This is a genomic window from Actinomycetospora sp. CA-053990 (assembly GCF_050948445.1).
GTDB classification, from domain to species: Bacteria; Actinomycetota; Actinomycetes; order Mycobacteriales; family Pseudonocardiaceae; genus Actinomycetospora; species Actinomycetospora callitridis.
In genome coordinates, this window is the sequence record NZ_CP192043.1 from 3675812 (window position 1) to 3698102 (window position 22291).

Genomic DNA, 22291 nt, shown 5'->3' on the forward strand with positions numbered 1-22291 from the left:
TTTGACATCGCACCGTTCGATATCTAACGATGAGACCATGCTCGTCGTCAGCGGGGCCACCGGACACGTCGGTCGTGAGCTCGTCGCGCAGCTCGCGGCGGCGGGCCGACCCGTCCGCGCCGTCACCCGCCGTCCGGAGACCCTCGAGGTGCCGGCCGGTGTCGAGGTCGTACGGGGCGACGCCGACGAGCCCGCGGGCCTCGACGCGGTCTTCGCCGGCGCCGAGCGCGCGTTCCTCATGTCGTCGCAGGCCGTCGGCAGCGCGCCGCGGCCCACCCACGTCCCGGCGCTGGTCGCCGCGGCCGTCCGGGCGGGGGTGTCGCACCTCGTCCTGCTGTCGGTCTACTCCGGCGGGGAGGGCGACGACGCGGTCGCCGAGTGGGCGGGCGAGGTCGAGCGGGCCGTGGTCGACAGCGGGGTGCCGTCCACGCTCCTGCGTCCCGGCCGGTTCATGTCCAACGCCCTCCAGTGGGCCCCGCAGATCCGGCGCGGCGACGAGGTGACGATCCCGTTCGCCCGCCGGCCCGCGGCGTCCGTCGACCCGGCGGACGTCGCCGCCGTGGCCGCGGTCGCGCTCACGGCCGCCACCCCGGGCGCGGTGTACCAGCTCTCCGGCCCCGAGGCGCTCCGTCCGGTCGACGAGCTGGCGGTGCTCGGCGAGCTCCTGGGCCGGCCGTTGCGGGCGGTCGAGCCGCCGCTCGAGGACGTCCGTGCGGGCATGATCCGGGGCGGGTTCCCCGAGGTCGTCGTCGACGCGATCCTCGCCCGTACCACCGATACCGAGGACGGCACCGAGGTGCTGGACACCGTCGAGCGGGTGGTCGGGCGACCGCCGGCGACGTTCCGCGAGTGGGCGCGTCGCCACCGGGAGCACTTCAGCTCCACGACCACCCCGACCACCGCGTGACCTCGACGACGATCACCGGCCCCTCGGGGGGCTCCTCGCGGTGCTGGGGGTAGCGGGTGCCGAGCGCCTCGCGGGCCCGCGCGAGCACCGCCGCGTCGTCGGTGACCGTCGCGACCCCGTCGGCACGCACCCACCACAGGGCGCTCCAGTCGTCGTCGTAGTGGTCGGCGAGCAGCGCGACGGCCGGGTGGTCGGCGATGTTGCGCAGGCGCTTGAGCGCGCGGTGGCGCTTGGGCTTGGCGTCCACGGCGATGAGGACGGTGTCGCCCTCGACCGCGAACACGACGGGCACGAGGTGCGGCTGCCCGTCCTCCGCGACCGTGGCCAGACGCGCGACGCGCGCCGCGGCGAACCGGCGGCGCGCGTCGTCGACGTCGAGCGTGGGCACGTCAGCCGACGAGCTTCGCGAGCTCGTCCAGCTCCTTGAGCACGGTGTCGCGGTCGGCCGAGCTGACGCCGTAGATGGCCCGGTCGAGGCCGATGCGACGGTAGCCGTCGAGGGCCTCGGACGAGGTCTCGGCGCCGAACAGCGACATCGGGATGCGGCCGCGGCCGGCGTCGGCGGCGCGCTGCTGGAGCGCGTTCGCCCGCTCCTCGAACTGGCCGATGTTGTCGGGGCCGACGCGCTGCGGCAGCCAGGCGTCGCCGAAGTCGAGGACGCGGTCCTCGACGCCGGGGCCCATGCCGCCGATGTAGACCGGCGGGTGCGGGTCCTGCACCGGCTTGGGCCAGGCCCAGCTCGGGTCGAAGTCCACGAACTCCCCGTGGAACTCCGCCTCCTCCTTCGTCCACAGCTCCTTCATGGCCTTGATCTGCTCGCCCATGAGGCGCATCCGGGTCTTGGGGTTGGTGCCGTGGTCCGCCATCTCCTCGCGGTTCCAGCCACCGCCGATCCCGAAGAGGAAGCGTCCTCCCGACAGGCGGTCGAGGCTCGCGACCTCCTTGGCGGTGTTGATCGTGTCGCGCTCGATGACCAGGCAGATGCCGGTGGCGAGCTTGAGCGTCGTCGTCGCGCACGCGGCGGCGGTGAGCGCGACGAAAGGGTCGTAGGTGTGGGCGTACATCCGCGGCAGGTCGCCGCCGCCCGGGTAGGGCGACTCCCGGCTGGTCGGGATGTGGCTGTGCTCGGGGAACCAGAGGGAGTCGAAGCCCCGGTCCTCCACCTCCTTGGCCAGCGCGGCCGGGTCGATGGCGTAGTCGGTCGGGAACATCATGATGCCGTGGTCCACGTCCCCTCAGTTATCCCGTCGCGGGGGACGGCACACTGGGCGGGGATGGAGTCCACACGCGTCGACCGCTGGCTGTGGGCCGTGCGGCTGACCAAGACCCGCGCCGACGCGGCCGAGGCCTGCCGCGGTGGGCACGTGCGCGTCAACGACACCCCGGCCAAGCCCGCCACCGCCGTGAAGCCGGGCGACACGATCCGCACGCGGGTCTACGAGATCCCCCGGATCGTCGAGGTCACCAGGGTCATCGAGAAGCGCGTCGGCGCCCCCGTGGCCGTGACCTGCTACGTCGACCACACCCCGCCGCCCCCGCCGCCCGAGGAACGGCCCGCGCCGGTCGCGGTGCGCGACCGCGGCGCGGGCCGTCCGACCAAGCGGGACCGCCGGCTCATCGACGCCCTGCGGGAGGGCACTGTGCCGCACAGTGCGGACCCCGACGAGGCGTGAGCAGAGCTCAGAGCGTCGCCGAGAACGACTTCGTCGTCAGGCCCCGGCCGCCGATCCAGGGCTCGAAGCCGGCCTGGACGCTCGTCATGTACCACTCGGGCTTGGCGACGCCCCGGCGCTGGGCGTCGGCGACGAACTGGTCGAGCGGGAGGTCGGTGACCTCGAGCGTCGGCTGCTGGCGCACGTAGCTGATCGTCGGCAGGTCGATGGCGCCGAGCCAGACGTCCCAGGTGGTGCCGCCGATGCTGACCTCGGCCTTCTTCTCCCCGATCGGCTGCACGCGCGGGGTGTTCTTCAGCCAGACCATCAGCTCGAGTCCGGTCGGACGCCCGGTGCGTCGCGGCGTCGGGTCCATCCACAGGTCGTAGGAGACGTTGTAGTCGCCGGTCGGCGGCACCGCGACCGACCAGGACGAGCGCAGCCCGGCGAGCTGCGAGACCGGCTTCGGGAACGGGCTGTCCTTCGTGCAGTTGCCGTAGTTGCAGCCCCAGACCATCGACGGGTACGACGCCGGCTCGTTCTCCTTGTGGTGGTCGGCCGGGTCGACGACGAAGCCGGTGTCGAACGCGGTGATGCACTGCGGGGTGTCGGCGCCCCACACGTTGTTCTGCGCCTCGTAGCGCCCGCCGGCCACCGGGGTGGACTCGGTCTTGCCGCAGACCCGGGTCCCCTCGACGCGGGGCGTCGTGGCGGTGGCCGGGCTCGCGCCCAGCAGCACCGAGAGCACGGCCAGGAGCGCCACGATCATCCCGCTCGTCGCCCGTCGTCGACCGTTCATCCGTCGCCATCCTCGCTGCTCGACCGCTCGTCGCGCCTGAAGCTACGTTCGTCGCGACGTTCGGTGGAGCATCGTCCCCCGTCCGAACGGGTGGAGCTTCCCTCACACGGACCTCAGGAGGGCACTCAGACACCGTTCCGGGTGAGGGCGAAGGCGTCGGTCGAGAGGCCCTCGCCGCCGATCCAGGGCTCGAAGCCGGCCTGCACGTTGGTGAGGAACCAGGACGGTTCGACGACGCCGCGCCGGGTGGCGTCGGTGATGAAGTCGCTGATCGGGAGGTCGAGGACGGTGGTGGTCGACTCCTCGCGGACGTAGGAGATCACCGGCAGGCCCTCGTTCTCGCCCTGCCAGATCTCCCACCGTGCGTCGCCGATCTCGACGTCGGCGCGCTTCGAGCCGATCGGCTGGACGCGGTCGGTGCGGTCCAGCCAGATCATCAGCTCGGCGCCGGTGTTGGCGCCGTCGCGGCGCGGGGTCGGGTCGAGCCAGACGTCGTAGGCGACGTTGTAGTCGCCGCGGCGCGGGACGGTGACCGCCCAGCTCGAGCGCACGTCCCCGAGGTCGGCCAGCGGGCGCGGGAACGGCGCGTCGCGGGTGCAGGTCCCGTAGTTGCAGCCGACGACGATCGACGGGTAGGCGGCCGGTCCGGAGTCCTTGTCGTGGCTCGCCTGCACCGAGAAGCCGGTGTCGAACGCCGTGGTGCACTGGGGAGTCGTCGCGCCCCAGGCGTTGTTCTGCACCTCGTAGCGTCCACCCGCCACGGGCACCGACTGGAACTTCCCGCAGATCCGCTGACCCTCGCGCGAGCCCTCCGGCGGCAGGGGCGCGAGCGGTCCCGCCCCGGCGCCGTTGACGATCGGGGCCCCGGCGGTCGGGATCGTCGCCGGCGTCTCCTCGCCCGCGCCACCGCAGCCGGCGAGGACGAGAGCCAGCACGGCCACTGCGGCGGCGAGCAGTCGCCGGGCATCACCCATACGGGGGAGGCTAACGAGGACGATCCGGACGCTCGCCGGGGGTGGGCATGCGCCGGGCGAGCACGTCGTCGAGCCCGGCGCCGTGGTCCTCGAGGGCGGCGACGACGTCGGCGGGCGGGTCCGCGCCGGTGATCACGGCGGCGGCCAGGACGGCGGCCGCCGGGGCGGTCTCGATGCCCGAGCCGCCCTGGCCCGCGAACAGGTGCAGGCCGGGGTGCTCGGGGCGGTCGCCGATCACCAGGGAGCGGTCCGGGGCGAAGGTGCGCAGCCCGGTCCAGCTGGTGACCACCGAGCGCAGGCCCAGCGTCGTCACGTCGTTCACGGCCTCGAGGGCGCGGGCGACGTCGAGCTCCTCGGGGCGGGGGTCGCCCGGCTCGGCGGGGGTCTCCTCGGACGGCGAGACCAGCAGGTACTCGCCCTCCGGCTTGGCGTACCAGTGCTCGCCCACGGAGACGGCGAACGGGTCGTCGCGGCGGACCGGCGCGCCGTCGGGGATCCGGGCGATCGCGATCGTGCGCCGCAGCGGGCGCAGGCCGATCGGCGCGGCGCCGGCGAGCGTGAGCAGCCCGTCGGTCCAGGCCCCGGCGGCGAGCACGACCAGGTCGGTGTCGACGTGGTCGTCCCCGATCGCGATGCGCCAGCCGGTCGCGGTCGGGTGCAGCGCCGTGACCGGGACGCCGGTCCGGATCTCCCCGCCGCGGGCGCGCAGGGTGCGGCGATAGTGCTCGTGCAGGCCCAGCGGGTCGGCGTCCTGGGCGTCCTCGACGACGCCCGCCGCCCGCACGCGGTCGGCGCGCAGCGCCGGCCAGCGCTGCACGGCCTCGGCGACGGTGAGCTCGTCGACGCTGCCGAGCGTCAGGATCTCCTCGCGCAGCGTCCGCTCCTCGTCGTCGTCCTGCGCGATGTGCAGGACCGCCCGCGGTCGCAGGAACGCGTGGCCTGCCTCCTCAGCCAGCGCGGCGAAGCGCTCGCGCGAGGCGGCGACGAGCGCGCGGGCGGGCGCCGCGCCGTGACCCGGGATGTAGCTCGCGGCGGAGCGTCCCGTCGTGTGCCGGGCGAGCTCGCGCTCCCCCTCGACGAGCAGCACGTCATGGTCGCGCGCGAGCTCCGCGGCGACCGACATCCCGGCGATCCCGCCGCCGACGACGACCACACCCATGTGAGCGATCTTCCCGGCTATAGCCGGGAACTTCACTCACGGACGGAGGTCGAGGCCCAGGTCCAGGACGGGCGCGGAGTGGGTGAGGGCGCCGACGGCGAGGTAGTCGACGCCCGCGGCGGCGTGCGCGGCGGCGGTGTCGAGGGTCAGGCCGCCGGAGACCTCCAGGCCCGTGCCCGGCGCGCGGGCGTCGCGACGCGCCACGGCCTGCGAGGTCTGCGCGGGCGTGAAGTTGTCGAGCAGGACCAGTTCGACGCCGAGTCCGAGGGCCTCGTCGAGCTGCGCGAACGAGTCGACCTCGACCTCGCACGGCAGGTCCGGCGCCGCGGCGCGGGCGGCGGCGAGCGCCGCGGTCACCGACCCCGCGGCGGCGACGTGGTTGTCCTTGATCAGGACGGCGTCGCCGAGGGACATCCGGTGGTTGACGCCGCCCCCGCAGCGCACGGCGTACTTCTGCAGCGCCCGCAGCCCCGGGACGGTCTTGCGGGTGTCGCGGATGCGGGCGCGGGTGCCCTCGACGGCGTCGACCCAGGCCGCGGTGGCCGTCGCGACCCCCGAGAGCTGGCCGAGCAGGTTGAGCGCGGTGCGTTCGGCGGTCAGCAGGGTGCGCAGCGGGGCGCGGACGGCCAGGGCGACGTCACCGGGGGCCAGCCGGTCGCCGTCGGCGCGTGCGTCGAGGATCTCGAGGTCGGGCCCGCAGACCCGCTCGAGCACCCGCACGGCCACGCCGACGCCGGCGAGCGTGCCCGCCGGGCGGGTGCGGAACTCCCCACCGCGACGGCGCCCTCGGGCACGCACGCCTCGGTGGTGGCGTCCGGCCCGTCGCGCAGGTCCTCGTCGAGGGCGCGCGCGACCACCGCGTCGACCTCGGCGGCGTCGAGGGTGTCGGGCAGGGACAGGGTCCCGGACAGCGTCATGCCACACCTCCGTGGCGGGCGTCGGTGGTGCCGACGTGCAGCCGTCCCTCGCCGTCGAGCGCGACGGTGCTCGAGGCGCGCTGCCAGTGGTCGTCGGTGGCCGGGTGGTCGGTGCGGACGTGGCAGCCCCGCGTCTCGGTGCGCGACCCGGCCGCCGCGAGCAGGGCGTGTGCGGCGAGGGTCAGGGCGGCGTCCTCGGTCTCGGCGCGGGTCACGGGCAGCCGCAGGGTGCTGGCGGCCTCGACGGCGTCCGAGGCGGCGGCGAGCCCCGCGGCGTCGCGCCCGATCCCGGCGCTGCGGGTCAGCGCGGCCCGGAGGACGGCGCGGTCGGCGACCGGCACGGGCCGGGCCTGGGTCTCGGTGGGCTCGGCGAGCCTGCGAGGACCGGCGAGCGCCCGCGCGACGTCGTCGGCCGCGCGGCGACCCACGACGAGGCCCTCCAGCAGGCTGTTCGAGGCGAGTCGGTTGGCCCCGTGCAGGCCGGTGCGCGCGACCTCCCCGCCGCCCAGAGCCCCGGCACCCCGGTCCGGCCGTGGGTGTCGGTGACGACGCCGCCGCACGAGTAGTGCGCGGCGGGCCGCACGGGGACCGGGTCGCGAGCGAGGTCGACGCCGATCGCCGCGCACGAGGCGGCGACCGTCGGGAAGCGCGCGGCGACGTCCGGGACGCCCGTGGCGTCGAGCCAGACGTGGTCGACGCCGAGCGCCGCGATCCGCCGCGTGATCGCCGTGGCGACGACGTCGCGCGGGGCGAGGTCGCCGAGCGGGTGCACGCCGGCCGTGACCGAGGCGCCGGTCGTGTCGCGCAGCACCGCGCCCTCGCCGCGCAGGGCCTCGGTGACCAGCGGGGCGCGGCCGTGGGCTCGTGGTGTGTAGAGCGCCGTCGGGTGGAACTGCACGAACTCGACGTCGGCCAGCGCGGCGCCGGCGCGCAGGGCGAGCGCCCAGCCGTCGGCGGTGGCCACGTCGGGGTTGGTCGTCGTCTCGTAGAGCCCGCCGACGCCGCCGGTCGCGAGCAGGACCGCGGGCGCCGCCAGCCGGCCCGCGCGCCCGTCCGCGTCGCGGACCTCCAGACCCTGCACGGTGCCGTCCGGGCCCGTGAGCACCGACGACGCCGCGTGGCCGGCGAGCACGGTCAGCGCGACGCGGTCGCCGGCGGCGAGCAGGGCGCGCTCCACCTCGGCGCCGGTCGCGTCCCCGCCGGCGTGCACGACCCGCAGCGCCGAGTGCCCGCCCTCGCGGGTGCGGGCGAGACGCGCGGCGGGCCCGTCGAAGACCGCGCCCTCGGTGCGCAGTCCTGCGACGGCAGCCGGGCCGGCGGCGAGGATCTCCCCGGCGGCGCGGGCGTCGACCAGCCCGCCCCCGGCGGCGAGCGTGTCGGCGAGGTGGGCGTCGACGGAGTCGTCCCCTCCTGTGACACCGCGTCCCCGAGCACGACCGCGATGCCGCCCTGCGCCCACCGCGTGCTGCCCGCGTCGGGGGCGTCCTTGGTGACCACGACGACGCGCAGGCCGCGGCGCCGGGCCGCCAGCGCCGCGGTCAGCCCGGCGACGCCGGAGCCGACGACGACCAGGTCGGCCGTGGTTTCCCAGTCGACGGGTCCGGCTCCGCTGCGCTGCGCGTCCCGGTCCCCCGCGCTCACTCCCCGCCCCCGGGCCGGCCGATCTCGATCATCCGCTGGACGGCGCCACGGGCGCGCGCGGCCGTCCCGAGGTCGACGTGCACCTCGTCGCGCCCCTCGAGCAGCGCCCGGGTGAGGGCACCCGGCGTGATCATCTTCATGTAGCCGCAGGAGGCGCGGTCGTTGACGGCGCGGAAGTCGACGTCGGGGTTGGCGCGGCGCAGCTGGTGGAGCATGCCGACCTCGGTGGCGACGAGGACGCTGCGCTTGGTGGTGTTCTTCGCGGCGTCGAGCATCCCGCCGGTGGACAGGATGTGGACCTGCTCGGCGGGGACGGCGCCCGCGCCGGCGAGGTAGAGCGCGCTGGTCGCGCAGCCGCACTCGGGGTGCACGAACAGGTCGGCGTCGGGGTCGGCCTGTGCCTGCGCGGTGAGCTCGGCGCCGTTGATGCCGGCGTGGACGTGACACTCGCCGGCCCAGATGTGCAGGTTCTCCCGGCCGGTGATGCGCTTGACGTGGGCGCCGAGGAACTGGTCGGGCAGGAAGAGGACCTCGCGGTCCTCGGGGATCGAGGCCACGACCTCGACGGCGTTCGACGACGTGCAGCAGACGTCGGTCTCGGCCTTCACCGCGGCCGTGGTGTTGACGTAGCTGACGACGACCGCACCGGGGTGCTCGCTCTTCCACTCGCGGAGCTCGTCGGCGCTGATCGAGTCGGCGAGGCTGCAGCCGGCGCGTGCGTCGGGGATGAGCACGGTCTTGTCCGGCGCGAGGATCTTCGCGGTCTCGGCCATGAAGTGGACGCCGCAGAAGACGATCGTGCTCGCGTCGCTCGCGGCGGCGATCCGGCTCAGGGCCAGCGAGTCGCCGGTGTGGTCGGCGACGTCCTGGATCTCGGGGCGCTGGTAGTTGTGCGCGAGCACCACGGCGTCGCGCTCCCGGGCGAGCCTGCGGATCTCGTCGGCCCATCCGGGTCCGGCGGTCAGCGGCCCGACGAGGTCCGTGGCAGCGGTGACGGTCATCGCCGTCTCCTCCCCCGGCGGCCCCTCGGCGTCGAGGGCGGCCGGTCTCGGTGGTTTTCGCCTCGTGGTCGAAAACATGGTCGACCGTACCCGTCACCCCGAGGCCCACGCCAGCACTCGTCACGGGCAGTGGCGCGCACCACGTCCCGGCGCGCGACGATGCGGCTTTCCGCGCGATGAGTGCCAGCGAGGCCGCAGGGCTTGCACGGCCTACGATCACTCTCCGTGGAGACCGCAGGCGAGCAGGGCAACTACGCCCACGACGTGCTCGCCGTCGTCCTGCGCATCACCGGGTCGGTGCCGAGCGTGCTGCTCTGGCAGCGGGCGCGGGAGCCGCAGGCCGGCCGGTGGGCGCTGCCCGGGGGCCGGCTGGGGCCCGACGAGGACGTCGAGGCCTCGGTGCGCCGCCACCTCGCCGAGAAGGTCGACCTCGCCGAGGTCGCCCACGTCGAGCAGCTCGGGGTGTTCTCCGACCCCCACCGCGGCCCGCCGCCGCGGCGCGTCGCCACCGCGTTCCTCGGCCTCGTGCCCTCCGACGCCGACCCGGCCGTCCCCGACGACACCGCCTGGCACCCGGTGGACGCGCTGCCGGAGACGGCGTTCGACCACGGGGCGATCACCCGCGACGGCGTCGACCGGCTGCGCGCCAAGCTGTCCTACACGAACATCGGCTTCGCGCTCGCCCCCGACGCCTTCACGGTCTCCGAGCTGCGCGACCTCTACGCCGCGGCCCTCGGGCACCGTGTCTCGGCGACCAACCTGCACCGCGTGCTGACTCGCCGCGGCGTCCTCGTGCCCACCGGTGAGACCGCGCCGCCGGGCCCGAGCGGTGGGCGCCCCGCGGCGATGTACCGGTTCTCCGAGCACGAGTTGCGCGTGACCGATCCCTTCGCCGCGCTCCGGCCCCCCGGGGACGCCGTGTGACGCCACCCGGCGGCGAGCTCGCCGGGGTCGTAGCGTGGTCGACGTGGTCGAGACGCTGCCCCTGTTCCCGCTGGGAACCGTGCTGCTTCCCGGCGCCTCGCTGCCACTGCACGTCTTCGAACCCCGCTATCGCCAGCTCACGATCGACCTGGTGACGGGGACGATCCCGGGCAAGCAGTTCGGGGTGGTCGCGGTGCGGGAGGGCTGGAGCCCCGACGACGGCCGCGAGGGCCTGCACGATGTCGGCTGCACGGCGTCGCTGCGCGAGGTGCGGCGCCTGCCCGACGGGCGCTTCGACCTGCAGACCACCGGCGACCGGCGCTTCCGCCTCGTCGACGTCGACGACTCGACGGCGCCCTACCTCGTCGCCAACGTCGAGTGGCTCCCCGACGACGAGGGCGACGCCCCCACCGACCTCGCGCCGTTCGCGATGGCCGCCCGCGCCGCGCACCGCCGCTACTGCACCACCGCCTGGCGCCAGCAGGGCGGCGGGGACGGCGAGATGCCCGCCGACCTCACCGACGAGGCCGCGACCGACGTCGCCGACCCCGAGCTCGCCCACATCCTCGCCGGCGACTGCCTCCTGCCGCTCTCCGATCGCCAGGAGCTGCTCGAGGAGACCTGCCCGATGCAGCGCCTGCAGCTCATCCGGCGCTCGATGACCCGCGAGGCGGTCCTGCTCGCCGAGCTGCGCGCGGTGTGGGCGCCGAGCGCCAAGTTCGCGGTCGAGCACAGCCCGAACTGAGGGCAGGCCGCTCGTGACCCTGCCCGTCCCGGGCCTCGAGTTCCTCGCCCACGTCGAGGTCGAGCTCGGCGAGCTGCTCGACCTCGGCGTCACCGACGCGGGGCACCGCCGCATCGTCCCGATCGTCGGGGGCACGGTCACCGGCGAGCGCTTCTCGGGTGTCGTCCTGCCCGGCGGGGCCGACTGGCAGGTCGTCCACGACGACGGCGCCGTCACCATCGACACCCGCTACACCCTGCGCGCCGACGACGGCGCGCTCGTCCACATCCGCACCAGCGGGGTGCGCTCCGGGCCGCGCGCGGTGCTCGACGCCCTGGGCCGTGGCGAGGACGTCGACCCGTCGGCGTACTACTTCCGCGTCTGCGCGACGTTCGAGACCGCGGCGCCGCAGCACCGCTGGATGACCCGGGTCCTCACGGTCGCCGTGGCCCGCCGGCGGGCCACGGCCGTCGTCTACGACGCCTACACGGTCACCTGATCCGCGACGACCTCCCGCACCCGGTCCCGCAGCCAGCGGTGCACCGGGTCGGCGTCGGTCCGCGGGTGCCAGGACTGCGCGATCACCAACGGCGGCAGGGGCGTCGGGACCTCCCAGACGACGAGGTCGTCGGCTCCCAGCGACTCGACGATCCAGCGCGGGGCCAGGGTGACGAGGTCGGCGGCGCGGACCAGGGCGAGAGCGGCCGTGAGGTCGGGCGCCGTGGCGACGACGTCGCGTGCCAGCCCGTGGACGGCGAGTGCGTCGTCGAGCGGGCCCGTCCGACGCCCGCGCCGGGTCGCGTTGACGTGCCCGACCTCCGCCAGCATCGACGGCGTCGGCGCGCCGTCGCCGGTCCGCCGTGCGAGCGTGCCGTCGCGGCCTCCGACCAGCACCATCCGGTCGTGCCGCAGCACCTCGTGGTGCAGCTCGGGCTCGTCCCCGGCGGCGCCGACGTCCAGGTTCACCTCCCCGTCGCGCAGCGCCGCGACGCTCTCGTCGCCCTCGCCGACCAGCCGCAGACGCACGCCCGGCGCCCGCCGGCGGACGGCGGCGAGCAGGGCCGGGCCGAGCGCGGCGGCCGCCACGGGACCGGTGCGCACCGCGAACGTCGCGGTCAGCGCGGCCTCGTCCACCTCCCCGTGAGGCGCGAGGAGCTCCTGGGCGGCAGCGTGCACCGCGTGGGCGCGCTCGCGCAGCCGGTCGGCGTGCGGGGTCGGCACGAGGTCGCGCCCGACCCGCACCAGCAGCGGATCGCCGGTCAGCCGGCGCAGCCTCGCCAGGCTGCGGCTCACCGCCGGCGGGCTGAGATGCAGACGCTGCGCGGCGCCGGTGACGCTGCCCTCCTGCAGCAGCGCGTCGAGCGTCGCCAGCAGGTTGAGGTCAACGGATTGCACGGCACGCAATAGTAGGTGCACAACCATTCACTGGTCCGCAACGACGTACCTTTCTACCGTCACGACCATGACCTCCACCCTCGACGCCCCCGCCGTCCGCGACGAGCTCACCCGCCTCCTCGACGCCGCCGACGCCCAGGAGCCCGAGCTCCACGCCCGCCTCGCCGCCCGCTTCCCCGGCTCCTTCCCGACGTCCGACGAGGAGGCCGCCGACCTCCTCACCGACGCCTACATCGCGGTGCCGCGCGAGGTGGGCGAGCTGCTCGCGATGCTGGTGCGCGCGACGGGCGCGCGCACCGTCGTCGAGTTCGGCACGTCCTTCGGCATCTCGACGATCTACCTCGCCGCCGCGCTGCGCGACAACGGTGGCGGCCGCGTGATCACCACGGAGATCGAGACCGCGAAGGCCGACGCCGCCCTGGCCAGCCTGCGCCGTAGCGGGCTCGACGACCTCGTCGACGTGCGCGTCGGCGACGCGCTGGCGACGCTGCGGGACCTGCCCGGGACCGTCGACCTGCTCCTGCTCGACGGCTGGAGCGCCCTCTACCTGCCGGTGCTCGAGATCGTCGAGCCCGCGCTGCGTCCCGGCGCGCTGGTCGTCGCCGACGACACGAGCCTCTTCCCCGACGTGCTCACGTCCTACCTGGCCCGCGTGCGGGACCTCGGGAGCGGCTACCGGTCCGTCGACATCCCGCTGGGCGACCGGCTGGAGCTCTCGATGCGCACCGGTCAGGTCAGCGCGGCCAGCACCGCGCGGTAGGCCTCGGCAGCGGGGCCGATGAGGCCGGCCGGGGCGGTCTCGTCGGTGACGTGGGCCTGCTCGGGCTCGCCGGGGCCGAAGACGATCGTGTCGGCGCCGCCGAGGGCGGAGGCCAGCACGCTCGCGTCGGTGAAGTAGGTGGCGTAGCCCGGCGTCCCGCCCCCGAGGAGCTCGACCGCCCGCGTGACCCGGGCCGGAGCGGTGTCGATCAGCGGCAGCTCGACGAGACGCTCGGTCTCGACGGGGCAGCCCGCGAGCCCGACGGTCGTGGCCTCGGCGGCGTCGGCCGTGTCGCCGGGGACCAGGCGCAGGTCGACGGTGAGCGCGGCCCGGTCCGGCACGACGTTCGGCTGGACGCCGGCGCGCATCATCCCGACGTTCGCCGTCGTCGCGCCGTGCGTCGGGCTCGTCGGCCACCCGTCGTGCTCGTGGATCCGCACCGCCGCCCGGGCCAGGTCGACGAGCGCGTTGTGGCCGAGGTCGGGTCGCGAGCCGTGCGCCGGGATCCCGGTGGCCCGCAGCACCAGCCACAGCACACCCTTGTGACCGAGGACGACGCGGTTGGAGGTCGGTTCGGCGACGAGCAGCGTCCCGGACGGGGTCAGTGCGTCGGCCGGGATCTCGCGGGCGCCCTCGCAGCCGGTCTCCTCGCCGAACGTCAGCACGACCTGCACGCCGCTGCCGCCCGCGCGGACGTGCTCGGCGGCCGCGACGACCGCCGCGGCCACGCCCGCCTTCATGTCGCTGCTCCCCCGCCCGCGCAGCCGCCCGTCGACGACGTCGCCGGCGAGCGGGTCGAACGACCACACCGCCTCGTCGGCGGGCACCGTGTCGAGGTGCCCTGTGAGCGTCGCGGGCGTCTCGTCGCCGTGGCGCGCGACGACGTTCGCCCGTCCCGGCCGGGTCTCGTGGACGGCGACGGACAGCCCGGCGTCCTCGAGGTGCCCGGCGAGCAGTGCCGCGGCCGCGCTCTCGCCACCGCCCCGGGTGTCGAGACGGACCAGCTTGCAGGCCAGGTCGACGGCGTCCATGCGACTCACGGGGTGCCTCCAGCGGGGGTCAGAGCGGGTCGTCCCGCCCCATGTCCTCGTGCCCGTCGACGATGGCGGAGAGCACGTAGGTCAGCGCCGCCCCGAGGCCCGCGACCAGCGCGATCCACCACGGTCCCGGCGACGGCGGCAGGCTCGTCAGCACGGCGGGCACGGGCGCCCCGGGAGCGCCGGCCGTGCCGAGCGCCCGGGGGTCGACGAGCACCGGGACCGGCGAGGCCGCCCACGCGAGCAGCCCGCCCACCCGACCGGCGAGGACCGCCCCCACCAGCGACCCCGTGGCGGCGGCCACGAGCAGCACCGGGCCGCGCCGGTGCCGGCGTCGCCAGGCCACCGCGCCCGCGATGACCCCGAACGACGCGACGAGCAGGACATGGATCGCGACGGCGTCGAAGGCGTGGTCGGCCTCCCCCGCCGGCGAGCCCGACCCCCCACCGGGCAGCGCCACCATGTGCACGACGGGCGCCAGCAGCGCCCACAGCGCCCCGAGCGGGAGCCCGATCACGACGAGGATCGCGGCGTAGCGCAGCGCGCCCGGGAGGTCCCCGCGCAGCTCGGCCCGCTCGAGCCGGCCCGTGGGCTCGAGGGGCAGGAAGTCGTCCACGGTCAAGGTCGAGCTCCGCTCCGCTGCGTCTCCCGGGTCGACGGCCGTCATCCGAACCCGTTCGCCCCCGCCGACTCCCCGTGCCGGCTGCACCGCGCGGTCCAGCCGACGGGGTCGACCTGCACGACCATCCGCCGCGCGCACACCGGGCAGTGCCGCGGCGGGTCGACGGTGGCGAGTCGTCGCTCGCACCCGGCGTGGTCGCCCTCGGCGCGGGCGCCCCCGCACCACGCGCAGAAGGGCTGGGCCCCGGCGTCGGCGGCGGGCGGCTCCACGACGGCACTCACAACGTGTCGTTCAGGGCCTTGATCGGCATCTTGAGGGTCTCGAGCATGTCGAGGTCCTGCTCGGCCGGGCGCCCGAGGTTGGTCAGGTAGTTGCCGACGATGATCGCGTTGACCCCGCCGAGCATCCCCTGCTCGGCCCCGAGGTCGCCGAGGGTCAGCTCGCGGCCGCCGGCGAAGCGCAGCACCGTGCGCGGCAGCGCGAGGCGGAACGCGGCGACGGTCATCAGCGCGTCGGCACCCTGGGGCACCTCGAGGTGCGCGAACGGGGTCCCCGGGTTCGGGATCAGGAAGTTCAGCGGCACCTCGTCGGGCTCGAGCGCCGCGAGCTGCACCGCGAACTCCGCGCGCTGCGCCAGCGTCTCGCCCATGCCGACGATCCCGCCGCAGCAGACCTCCATGCCGGCCGCGCGCACCATCTGCAGGGTCTCCCAGCGCTCCTCCCAGGAGTGCGTGGTGACGACCTCGGGGAAGTGCGAGCGGGCGGTCTCGAGGTTGTGGTTGTAGCGGTGGACGCCCATGGCGGCGAGCTCGTTCACCTGGTCCTGGGTGAGCATCCCCAGCGAGCAGGCGACGTTGATGTCGACCTCGGCACGGATCGCGGCGATGCCGGCGCGCACCTGCTCCATGAGCTTCGCGTCCGGCCCGCGGACCGCGGCGACGATGCAGAACTCGGTGGCCCCGGTCTTGGCGGTCTGCTTGGCCGCCTCGACCAGCCGGTCCTTGTCCAGCCACGCCGCGCGCACCGGGGACTCGAAGAGCCCCGACTGCGAGCAGAAGTGGCAGTCCTCGGGGCAGCCACCGGTCTTGAGGGACACGATGCCCTCGACCTCGACCTCCGGCCCGCACCAGCGCATGCGGACGTCGTGGGCGAGCTTCAGGGCCTCCTCGAGACGCTCGGTCGGCAGCGACAGGACGGCCAGGACCTGGTCCTCGGTGAGGCCCACCCCCCGCTCGAGCACCTGCTCGCGGGCGACGGCGAGCACGTCCTCGCGGGTCTCCTCACCGGTCCCACCGGTCTCCACGGCCGTCACGCAGGGCTCCCTTCGTCGGACACGGTGTCGCGGGACGTCCGTGCCGACACGGCCGCGATCATGACCATGATCGCACCGCACCGCCCGTGCCCGTCCCGCGCCGCAGTGTGCCTCACGAGGCTGCGGACGGGGACCACCCACCACCGAGGACGGGACCGATCCCACACCGTGCGGCGGCGAGCAGGGCGTCCCGGTCGGCCCCGCCCAGACCGGCGGGCAGGACCCCGAGCAGCGGTGCGCCCGTGACCCGCGGCAGGTCCTCGAGATTGGTCCGCTCGGCGAGGTCGGGCTCGGCCGGAAAGGCGCCGACGACGACGCCGGCCAGCGGGATGCCGCGGCGGGCGAGGGCCTCGGCCGTCAGGGCCGCGGTGTTGAGCACCCCGAGCCCGGCGCTCGCGACGAGCAGGACGGGCGCGTCGAGACCCGCGGCGACGTCGGCGAGGGTCTCGTTCAGGTCGTTGAACCGCACGAGCAGGCCGCCGGCGCCCTCGACGATCACGAGGTCCGCGTCGATCGCCCGCACCGCGTCCACCACCTGCGCCGCCATCACCGGCGTCGCGCCGGCCCGCCGGGCGGCGGTCGCCGGGGCGAGCGGCTCGGGGTAGCGGGCGAGCTCGACGGTGTCGACGGGCCCGGCGAGGCGAACGACCTCGGCGAGGTCGCCGTCGTCGGCGGGCCCGACCCCGGTCTGCGCCGGCTTCACCACCGTGACCCGCTCCCCCGCCGCCCGGGCCAGGACGGCGATCGCCGCGACGACCACGGTCTTGCCGACGTCGGTGCCCGTGCCGGTGACGATCAGGGTCCGCACGCCGCGGGAGCCTAGGTGCAGGCCCGGCGGTGAGGGGTCAGACGGTGGTCAGCACCCGGACCGCGCGACGGCCCGCGTCGTCGTGCAGGACGGCGCACGAGCAGAACGGCCGCACGTGGGACAGCGGGTCGCCGTCGGGCACCGGTGCGCGGCGCGGGCCGACGACCTCGGAGAACAGGGTGCTGCCCGGGCGGGCGCGGATCTCCAGGGTCAGGCCGGCGGGCTCGGGGTCGCTGCCGCGGCAGGCGAGCACGGCCGCCTCGTGCACCGCGAGCACCGCGGCACGGACGGCGTCGCCCTCCAGCCCGGCGCGGCCGGCGACGTCGGCGACGCGACGGCGCACCTCGGCGAGGTCCTCCGTGCCGTCGACCTCGAGCCGCGCCGCCACCGTCCCCCAGAGCGCGGCGGGCGTCGGGCTGGCCGTGGGGGGCGTGCGGTAGTCGGCGTTGTCGGCGGGGCCCGCCGTGGTCGCCAGCAGCGGGTGGGTGCGCCGGGCGACGGCGAGCAGGTCGGGGTCGAGGTCCCGCTGACAGCAGCAGATCAGCGTCAGGGGCAGGTCGCCGAGCACGAGGTTCAGCGCGTCCTCGCCGAACCCGCAGTCCGGCGCCGACATCGTCGACGGGTACCGGCCCAGCACCGTCGTGCGCCGGTCCGGGCGGGCCCAGCCCCGCACGGTGGCGAGGAACCCCGGCGCCGACGGCGGGAGCATCGACGAGGGCGGCGGGAAGGTGACGCCCTCGGCGTCGTCGCCCAGGGCGTCGCGGAAGGCACGCATGGTGCGGCGGTCGACGATGAGGCGGACGTCGTCGCCGGCCTCCAGGGCCCGCCGCACCTCGGCGACGGCGCTGTCGACGAGGTCCTCGGGGCCGTCGTAGAGGAGCCCGAGGTGGACGAGCCCGGGGTCGCTCACCGCGCGTCCTCGCTCTCGCGCACGGTCACCGGTCGCCCCACCGCGTCGAAGAGCCGGCGCAGGAACCGCGGCCCGCCGTGCAGCACCATCTGCTGGTCATCCGGGGCCGAGCGCGCCGCGAGCATCAGGATCTGCGCGCAGGAGACGTCCATGAAGTCGATCGCGGAGAGATCGATGTGCAGGTCGGTGCACGCGTCGCGCCTGCGGGCGGCGCGCAGCGCCCCGTGCACCGCGGCGCCGAAGCGGCGGGCGACGTGGGCGTCGAGGTCACCGCGCGGGCTCCAGACCCCGGCGTCGTCCGCGGTCGCCGACCAGAACCCGTCGACGACGTCGCGGTGGTGGACGGCGACGGTCTCCCAGACCGAGGTCTCGCTCTCGAGGGGGACGCTGAGCTGGCAGAGCAGCCGGACCGGCCACCGCGCCGCGAGGATGTCGAAGCCGGCCTCCCAGGTGACGTACTCCGAGACGAGCGCCGGGTTGTCAGCCATGGGGAGCTCGGGGCTCTCCTGGGTCATGGCGATCGTGGGCCACTGGTCGTCGAGGGCCCGCTCGACCTCGCCGCGGTAGAGCCCGATCACGCCGTCCGCGGTGCCGCCGGAGCGCTCGACGGCGGTCGGGATGTCGAGGAACTCCATCTGCCCGGACACGAGCGCGTCGCGGGCACCGCGCGGTCCCGCCGGTCCGGTGAGCCAGTGCTGGTCGGGCCGGCGGCCGTCGGGCAGCCAGCCCTTGTAGAAGACCTTGGAGCCGTGCGCGAGCTCCCGCTCGACCCAGGACGCGGTGCCCCGCCGCCCCTGGTCGACGGCGTCGGCGACGTTGAGCGTGTGGCGCGAGGCCGGGACGTCGAGATCGGGGCGCGCGCGCAGCGGTGCGGTCACGCATCCCCCTCTGCTGCCGGTGCTCGCCCGAGAGGGTACCGCGCCACCACGGTGCGTGACGAGTCGATCGACGCTCGGTGGTGCCCGGTACGGCCGGTCGGGGCGTCGTCAGCGGCCGGACGCGACCGGCCCCAGGACCTTGTGGAGCACCTGGTCGACGAGTGCGAGATCGTCGGCGGTCAGGTCGGCCCGGGCCGTGAGCCGTAGCCGCGAGGTGCCCGGGGGCACCGACGGCGGGCGGAAGCAGCCGGCGCGCAGGCCGTGCTCGGCACAGGCCGCGGCGGCGGTGAGGGCCACGACCGGGTCGCCGAGGACGACGGGGACCATCGCGGCGGTGGGCACCGGCACGTCGACGCCGGGCGCCGCCGCCCGGGCGGACGCCGCCACCGAGGCGGCCGCCGCGTGCAGCGCCGCGACCCGCTCGGGCTCCGCGCGCACGATCTCGAGGGCGGCGAGCGCCGCGCCCACGGCGGCCGGGGCGAGGCCCGTGTCGAAGATGAAGGGCGCGCGGCGTCCACGAGGTGCTCGGTGACGGCACGGGCGCCCAGCACCACCCCGCCCTGGCTGCCCAGCGACTTCGACAGCGTGGCGGTGAGCACGACGTCGGGGGCGCCGGCGAGGCCGGCCTCGGCGAGTGTGCCGGTCCCGCCCGGGCCGCGGACGCCCAGCCCGTGCGCGTCGTCGACGACCAGCACGGCGTCGCGTTCCCGGCAGACCGCGTAGAGCTCCGCGAGCGGCGCGATGGCCCCGTCGACGCTGTCGACGCCGTCGACGACCACCAGCGCGCGGGCCTCGTGGCGGGCGGCGAGCACGGCGTCGACAGCCGCGGGGTCGGCGCACCGGGCCACCTCGACCCGCGCCCGGGAGAGCCGCGCGGCGTCCACGAGCGAGGCGTGGGCGGCGACGTCGGAGACGACGAGCGCACCGCGGCCGCTCAGCGCGGTCACCGCGCCGAGGTTGGCGGTGTAGCCCGACGAGAACACCAGCGCCGCCTCGCTGCCGGTGAACGCGGCGAGGGCGTCCTCGAGGTCGGTGTGCAGCCGCGTGGTGCCGGTGACGAGACGCGAGCCGGTCGACCCGGCGCCCCACGTCCGCAGCGCGGCCGCGGCGGCCTCGACGACGCGGGGATCGCGGGCGAGGCCGAGGTAGTCGTTGGACGCGAGGTCGACCACGGGGTCGACGGCCTCCCGCGGACGCAGGGTCCGCCGCAGCCCGGCCTCCGCGCGCGCCGCCGCCGTCTCCTCCAGCCACGCGCCCAGCCAGCTCACGGCCGCCACCCTAGGCGCCCTACGTGAGCGATGTTCCCGGCTATAGCCGGGAACATCGCTCACGGGTGAGGGCCGGTCAGACGGGGTCGGGGGCCGGGAAGGCCGCGGTGGCGGGGTCGCCCGGGGTACCCGCGGCGCCGGCGCCGAGGCGGTCCCGCGACGCGGGCACGAAGCGGTCGCCGTCGAGCACGGACATGCGCGCCGTGGCGATGTCGAAGTACAGCCCGACGAGCCGCACCCGCCCCTCCTCGAGGGCCCCGGCGACGGCGGGGTGCCGCGCGAGGCGGTCGAGCTGGACCGCGACGTTGACCATCGCCAGCTGGTCGACCTCCGAGGCCCCGCGGGTCGCGGCCGACGCCGCCACCGGGTGGCCGGCGCGCCACCGCGCGAGGCTCTCGTCGGCCCCGTCGAGCCACCGCCCGAGCACGCCGTCGCCGCCCGTGCCGTGCAGCGCGGCGGTCATCGCGCCGCAGCCGGAGTGCCCGCACACCACGAGCGTCGGCACCTCGAGCGCGTCGAGGGCGTACTCCACCGACGCGCCCACCGAGGCGTCGGCGCCGGTGCCGACCGGGGCGAGGTTGCCCACGTTGCGGACGGTGAACAGGTCGCCGGGCCCGCTCGAGGTGAGCACGTTGGGCACGACCCGCGAGTCCGAGCAGGTCAGGAACAGCGCGTACGGGGACTGGCCGTCGGCGAGGTCCGACAGGTACGGCGCGACGAGACCGGCGGCGCGGCGGTGGTACTCCCGGAGGCCGGTGAGAATCGGGTCATCGGGCTCCTCGCCGGCGTCGAGCGCGTGGCCGTGACCGCCGCCCGTCGCCTCGTGCCCCGCCTGCCACACCGCCCACGGGCTCAGGAACCGCGGCACGGGCCCGGGACGACGGGCACCCGGCCCGCCGGACGACGCGGCGCGCCGGTCGAGAAGGCCCATCGACCCGACCTCGTCGACGCGGACGTGCCCGCCGCCCCGTTCGTGGCGCTCGATCCACTCCGAGAGGTGGTCGTAGGCGGCGTGGTCGAGGTAGTCGGTGACGAGGTCGACGACCACGGGCGCCCCGGCGGGCACCTGCCCCAGCCGGCGGGCCAGACGCGGGATCGACGGGAAGCACAGCGCGCCCTCGACGACGACGTGCCAGGGGCGCGCGTCGCGGTCGTCCGTGTGGGTCGCCGCCGGCTCCTGGACCTCGATCGACGCCCACACGACGCGGCGCAGGACGAGCAGCAGCGCGAGCACCAGCCCGGCGATGACGCCGGTGAGCAGGTCGGTGACCACGACCCCGAGGATCGTCACGACGTACACCGGCAGCTCGCCGTGACGGTGCAGCTCGCGCATGTGCGCGAGCTTCACCAGCCGCGCCGATCACCACGAGCAGACCGGCGAGCACGGCCATCGGGATCTGCTGGACGAGCCCGAGCAGCGCCACCGAGAACACGACGATCCAGACGCCGTGCAGGATCGCCGACGCGCGGCTCGTCGCCCCCGCGGCGACGTTCGTCGAGCTGCGGACGATGACGCCGGTGATCGGCAGGCCGCCGAGCAGGCCCGACAGCGTGTTGCCGGCGCCCTGGCCGATCAGCTCGCGGTCGAGGTCCGACTTGGCCCCGGCGTGCATGCGGTCGACGGCGACGGCCGAGAGCAGGCTCTCGACGCTGGCGATGATCGCGATGGTGAGGACGCCGACCGCGAACGCGCCCCACTGCCCCTCGGGCAGCACCGGCGGGGTGATCGCATCGAGCAGCGTCCCGCCGATCTCGACGCGCTCGACGGGCATCGCGAACACCCCGGCCACGGCGGTGACGAGGACGACGGCGAGCAGCGGCGCGGGGATGCCGCGCACCCAGCCGGGCAGGCTCTTCGGCAGCCGCGGCCAGATCAGCAGGATCGCGATGACGGCGAGGCCGAGCGCGGTGGCGGGGCCGTGGAGGGAGATCAGCTGGCCGGGCAGCTCGAGGACGTTCGCGATCGCGTCGTCCTGCTGCTCGCCGCCGAGGACGACGTGCAGCTGACCGAGCACGATCGTCACGCCGATGCCGGCGAGCATCCCGTGCACGACGGCCGGGGAGATCGCGAGCGCCGCGCGGCCGGTCCGCGTCAGACCGAACAGGACCTGCACCACCCCCGCCGCCACGGTGATCGCGCAGGTCACGCCCCAGCCGAAGCGTCCGACGAGATCGGCGACGACGACGGTGAGGCCCGCTGCGGGTCCGCTGACCTGCAGCGGGGAGCCGCCGAGGGCGCCGGCGACGAGACCGCCGACGGCGGCGGCGATCAGCCCCGCGGTCAGTGGGGCGTCCGAGGCCACCGCGATGCCCAGCGAGAGCGGCACGGCGACGAGGAAGACGACGAGGGAAGCCGGGAGGTTCGAGCGCAGGTTCGAGCGCAGGTTCGAGCGCAGGTTCTCGCGCCGGGTGGGGGTGTCCCCCTCGGGGACGGTGGTCGCTCCGGTGGTCATGGGTCCTCCGTCGGGGGCCGTGGACCGGCCCGGCGGGGGTGATCTGTGTCGATCACCGGGGGCTCGGGGAGCGCTCGCGGGTCCGGGGAACGGTGTTCACCCGGAGTCACCGGCCGGGCGTCGTCGCCGCGGCCCGGAGGCGCTGCGCTC

The 22291-nt window shown here is 75.6% G+C and carries 21 protein-coding genes and 4 pseudogenes; 6 read left to right on the forward strand and 19 right to left on the reverse strand.

The features are described 5' to 3' along the window. Positions 1-37: 37 nt before the first annotated feature. A complete protein-coding gene (locus ACQPYN_RS18900) occupies positions 38-907 on the forward strand; it encodes an NAD(P)H-binding protein (protein ID WP_433026013.1) in 870 nt (289 codons plus the stop codon). Here ACQPYN_RS18900 and ACQPYN_RS18905 read toward each other — a convergent pair. Then, entirely contained in the window at positions 876-1295 is a 420-nt protein-coding gene (locus tag ACQPYN_RS18905; protein WP_433026016.1) for a TIGR03668 family PPOX class F420-dependent oxidoreductase, read from the reverse strand. The genes ACQPYN_RS18900 and ACQPYN_RS18905 overlap by 32 nt on opposite strands. A gap of 1 nt (position 1296) precedes the next feature. Next, the gene (locus ACQPYN_RS18910; RefSeq protein WP_433026019.1) at positions 1297-2136 is read right to left on the reverse strand and encodes an LLM class F420-dependent oxidoreductase; all 840 of its coding nucleotides are present in this window, start codon (positions 2134-2136) and stop codon (positions 1297-1299) included. Positions 2137-2181: 45 nt separating this feature from the next. Between ACQPYN_RS18910 and ACQPYN_RS18915 the strand changes: the two genes are divergently transcribed. Beyond that, positions 2182-2580, forward strand: coding sequence for an RNA-binding S4 domain-containing protein (locus ACQPYN_RS18915; RefSeq protein WP_433026022.1), 399 nt, complete (start codon positions 2182-2184; stop codon positions 2578-2580). 7 nt (positions 2581-2587) lie between these two features. Here the strand turns inward: ACQPYN_RS18915 and ACQPYN_RS18920 are convergent, their stop codons facing one another. The 6 genes and pseudogenes from ACQPYN_RS18920 to nadA form a co-directional block, all read right to left on the reverse strand. Continuing rightward, positions 2588-3358, reverse strand: coding sequence for a GH12 family glycosyl hydrolase domain-containing protein (locus ACQPYN_RS18920; protein WP_433026025.1), 771 nt, complete (start codon positions 3356-3358; stop codon positions 2588-2590). A gap of 125 nt (positions 3359-3483) precedes the next feature. Beyond that, entirely contained in the window at positions 3484-4332 is an 849-nt protein-coding gene (locus ACQPYN_RS18925; RefSeq protein WP_433026028.1) for a GH12 family glycosyl hydrolase domain-containing protein, read from the reverse strand. Between the two features lie 10 nt (positions 4333-4342). Next, positions 4343-5491 carry an NAD(P)/FAD-dependent oxidoreductase gene (locus ACQPYN_RS18930; RefSeq protein WP_433026031.1) on the reverse strand — a complete coding sequence of 383 codons (1149 nt, stop codon included), beginning with the start codon at positions 5489-5491 and terminating at the stop codon, positions 4343-4345. 36 nt (positions 5492-5527) lie between these two features. After that, positions 5528-6408 (reverse strand): annotated as a pseudogene (gene nadC, locus ACQPYN_RS18935) (carboxylating nicotinate-nucleotide diphosphorylase). Continuing rightward, positions 6405-8049, reverse strand: a pseudogene (locus ACQPYN_RS18940) (L-aspartate oxidase). Before ACQPYN_RS18940 ends, nadC begins: the two co-directional pseudogenes overlap by 4 nt. Next, a complete protein-coding gene (gene nadA / locus ACQPYN_RS18945) occupies positions 8046-9050 on the reverse strand; it encodes a quinolinate synthase NadA (RefSeq protein ID WP_433026034.1) in 1005 nt (334 codons plus the stop codon). Before nadA ends, ACQPYN_RS18940 begins: the two are co-directional and overlap by 4 nt. 225 nt (positions 9051-9275) lie before the next feature. On the opposite strand from nadA, the gene ACQPYN_RS18950 reads away from it, so the two are divergent. Genes ACQPYN_RS18950 through ACQPYN_RS18960 form a run of 3 tightly spaced genes read left to right on the forward strand, consistent with a single transcriptional unit; the run spans position 9276 to position 11197 of the window. Further along, a complete protein-coding gene (locus ACQPYN_RS18950) occupies positions 9276-9974 on the forward strand; it encodes an NUDIX hydrolase (protein ID WP_433026037.1) in 699 nt (232 codons plus the stop codon). A gap of 43 nt (positions 9975-10017) precedes the next feature. Beyond that, complete coding sequence (locus tag ACQPYN_RS18955) at positions 10018-10719, forward strand: LON peptidase substrate-binding domain-containing protein (protein WP_433026040.1); 702 nt, start codon at positions 10018-10020, stop codon at positions 10717-10719. Positions 10720-10732: 13 nt separating this feature from the next. Then, positions 10733-11197: a DUF3237 domain-containing protein gene (locus ACQPYN_RS18960; RefSeq protein WP_433026043.1), complete on the forward strand. Its 465-nt coding sequence runs from the start codon at positions 10733-10735 to the stop codon at positions 11195-11197. Here the strand turns inward: ACQPYN_RS18960 and ACQPYN_RS18965 are convergent. Then, the gene (locus ACQPYN_RS18965) at positions 11182-12093 is read right to left on the reverse strand and encodes a LysR family transcriptional regulator (protein WP_433026046.1); all 912 of its coding nucleotides are present in this window, start codon (positions 12091-12093) and stop codon (positions 11182-11184) included. The two genes, ACQPYN_RS18960 and ACQPYN_RS18965, sit on opposite strands and share 16 nt — an antisense overlap. A 67-nt stretch (positions 12094-12160) precedes the next feature. Between ACQPYN_RS18965 and ACQPYN_RS18970 the strand changes: the two genes are divergently transcribed. After that, positions 12161-12853: an O-methyltransferase gene (locus ACQPYN_RS18970; protein WP_433026049.1), complete on the forward strand. Its 693-nt coding sequence runs from the start codon at positions 12161-12163 to the stop codon at positions 12851-12853. On the opposite strand, the gene ACQPYN_RS18975 is transcribed toward ACQPYN_RS18970, so the two are convergent. From ACQPYN_RS18975 to ACQPYN_RS19020, 10 genes and pseudogenes are all read right to left on the reverse strand, one after another. Next, positions 12823-13884 carry a M20 family metallopeptidase gene (locus ACQPYN_RS18975; RefSeq protein ID WP_433026052.1) on the reverse strand — a complete coding sequence of 354 codons (1062 nt, stop codon included), beginning with the start codon at positions 13882-13884 and terminating at the stop codon, positions 12823-12825. The two genes, ACQPYN_RS18970 and ACQPYN_RS18975, sit on opposite strands and share 31 nt — an antisense overlap. Positions 13885-13912: 28 nt before the next feature. Beyond that, the gene (locus tag ACQPYN_RS18980) at positions 13913-14506 is read right to left on the reverse strand and encodes a DUF2567 domain-containing protein (protein WP_433038959.1); all 594 of its coding nucleotides are present in this window, start codon (positions 14504-14506) and stop codon (positions 13913-13915) included. 47 nt (positions 14507-14553) lie between these two features. Then, the gene (locus ACQPYN_RS18985) at positions 14554-14793 is read right to left on the reverse strand and encodes a hypothetical protein (RefSeq protein ID WP_433026055.1); all 240 of its coding nucleotides are present in this window, start codon (positions 14791-14793) and stop codon (positions 14554-14556) included. After that, positions 14790-15824, reverse strand: a complete 1035-nt coding sequence (gene bioB, locus ACQPYN_RS18990) for a biotin synthase BioB (RefSeq protein WP_433026058.1) — start codon at positions 15822-15824, stop codon at positions 14790-14792. The genes ACQPYN_RS18985 and bioB overlap by 4 nt, the downstream gene beginning before the upstream one ends. A gap of 112 nt (positions 15825-15936) precedes the next feature. Continuing rightward, complete coding sequence (gene bioD, locus ACQPYN_RS18995) at positions 15937-16632, reverse strand: dethiobiotin synthase (RefSeq protein WP_433026061.1); 696 nt, start codon at positions 16630-16632, stop codon at positions 15937-15939. 37 nt (positions 16633-16669) lie between these two features. After that, positions 16670-17542: a hypothetical protein gene (locus tag ACQPYN_RS19000; RefSeq protein ID WP_433026064.1), complete on the reverse strand. Its 873-nt coding sequence runs from the start codon at positions 17540-17542 to the stop codon at positions 16670-16672. Further along, positions 17539-18420, reverse strand: a complete 882-nt coding sequence (locus ACQPYN_RS19005) for an STAS domain-containing protein (protein ID WP_433026067.1) — start codon at positions 18418-18420, stop codon at positions 17539-17541. Before ACQPYN_RS19005 ends, ACQPYN_RS19000 begins: the two co-directional genes overlap by 4 nt. Positions 18421-18528: 108 nt before the next feature. After that, positions 18529-19751 (reverse strand): annotated as a pseudogene (locus ACQPYN_RS19010) (8-amino-7-oxononanoate synthase). A 13-nt stretch (positions 19752-19764) separates the two neighbouring features. Beyond that, positions 19765-21021: a carbonic anhydrase gene (locus ACQPYN_RS19015; RefSeq protein ID WP_433026070.1), complete on the reverse strand. Its 1257-nt coding sequence runs from the start codon at positions 21019-21021 to the stop codon at positions 19765-19767. A gap of 79 nt (positions 21022-21100) precedes the next feature. Further along, positions 21101-22141 (reverse strand): annotated as a pseudogene (locus ACQPYN_RS19020) (SulP family inorganic anion transporter); the annotation flags it as partial. Positions 22142-22291: the final 150 nt, after the last annotated feature.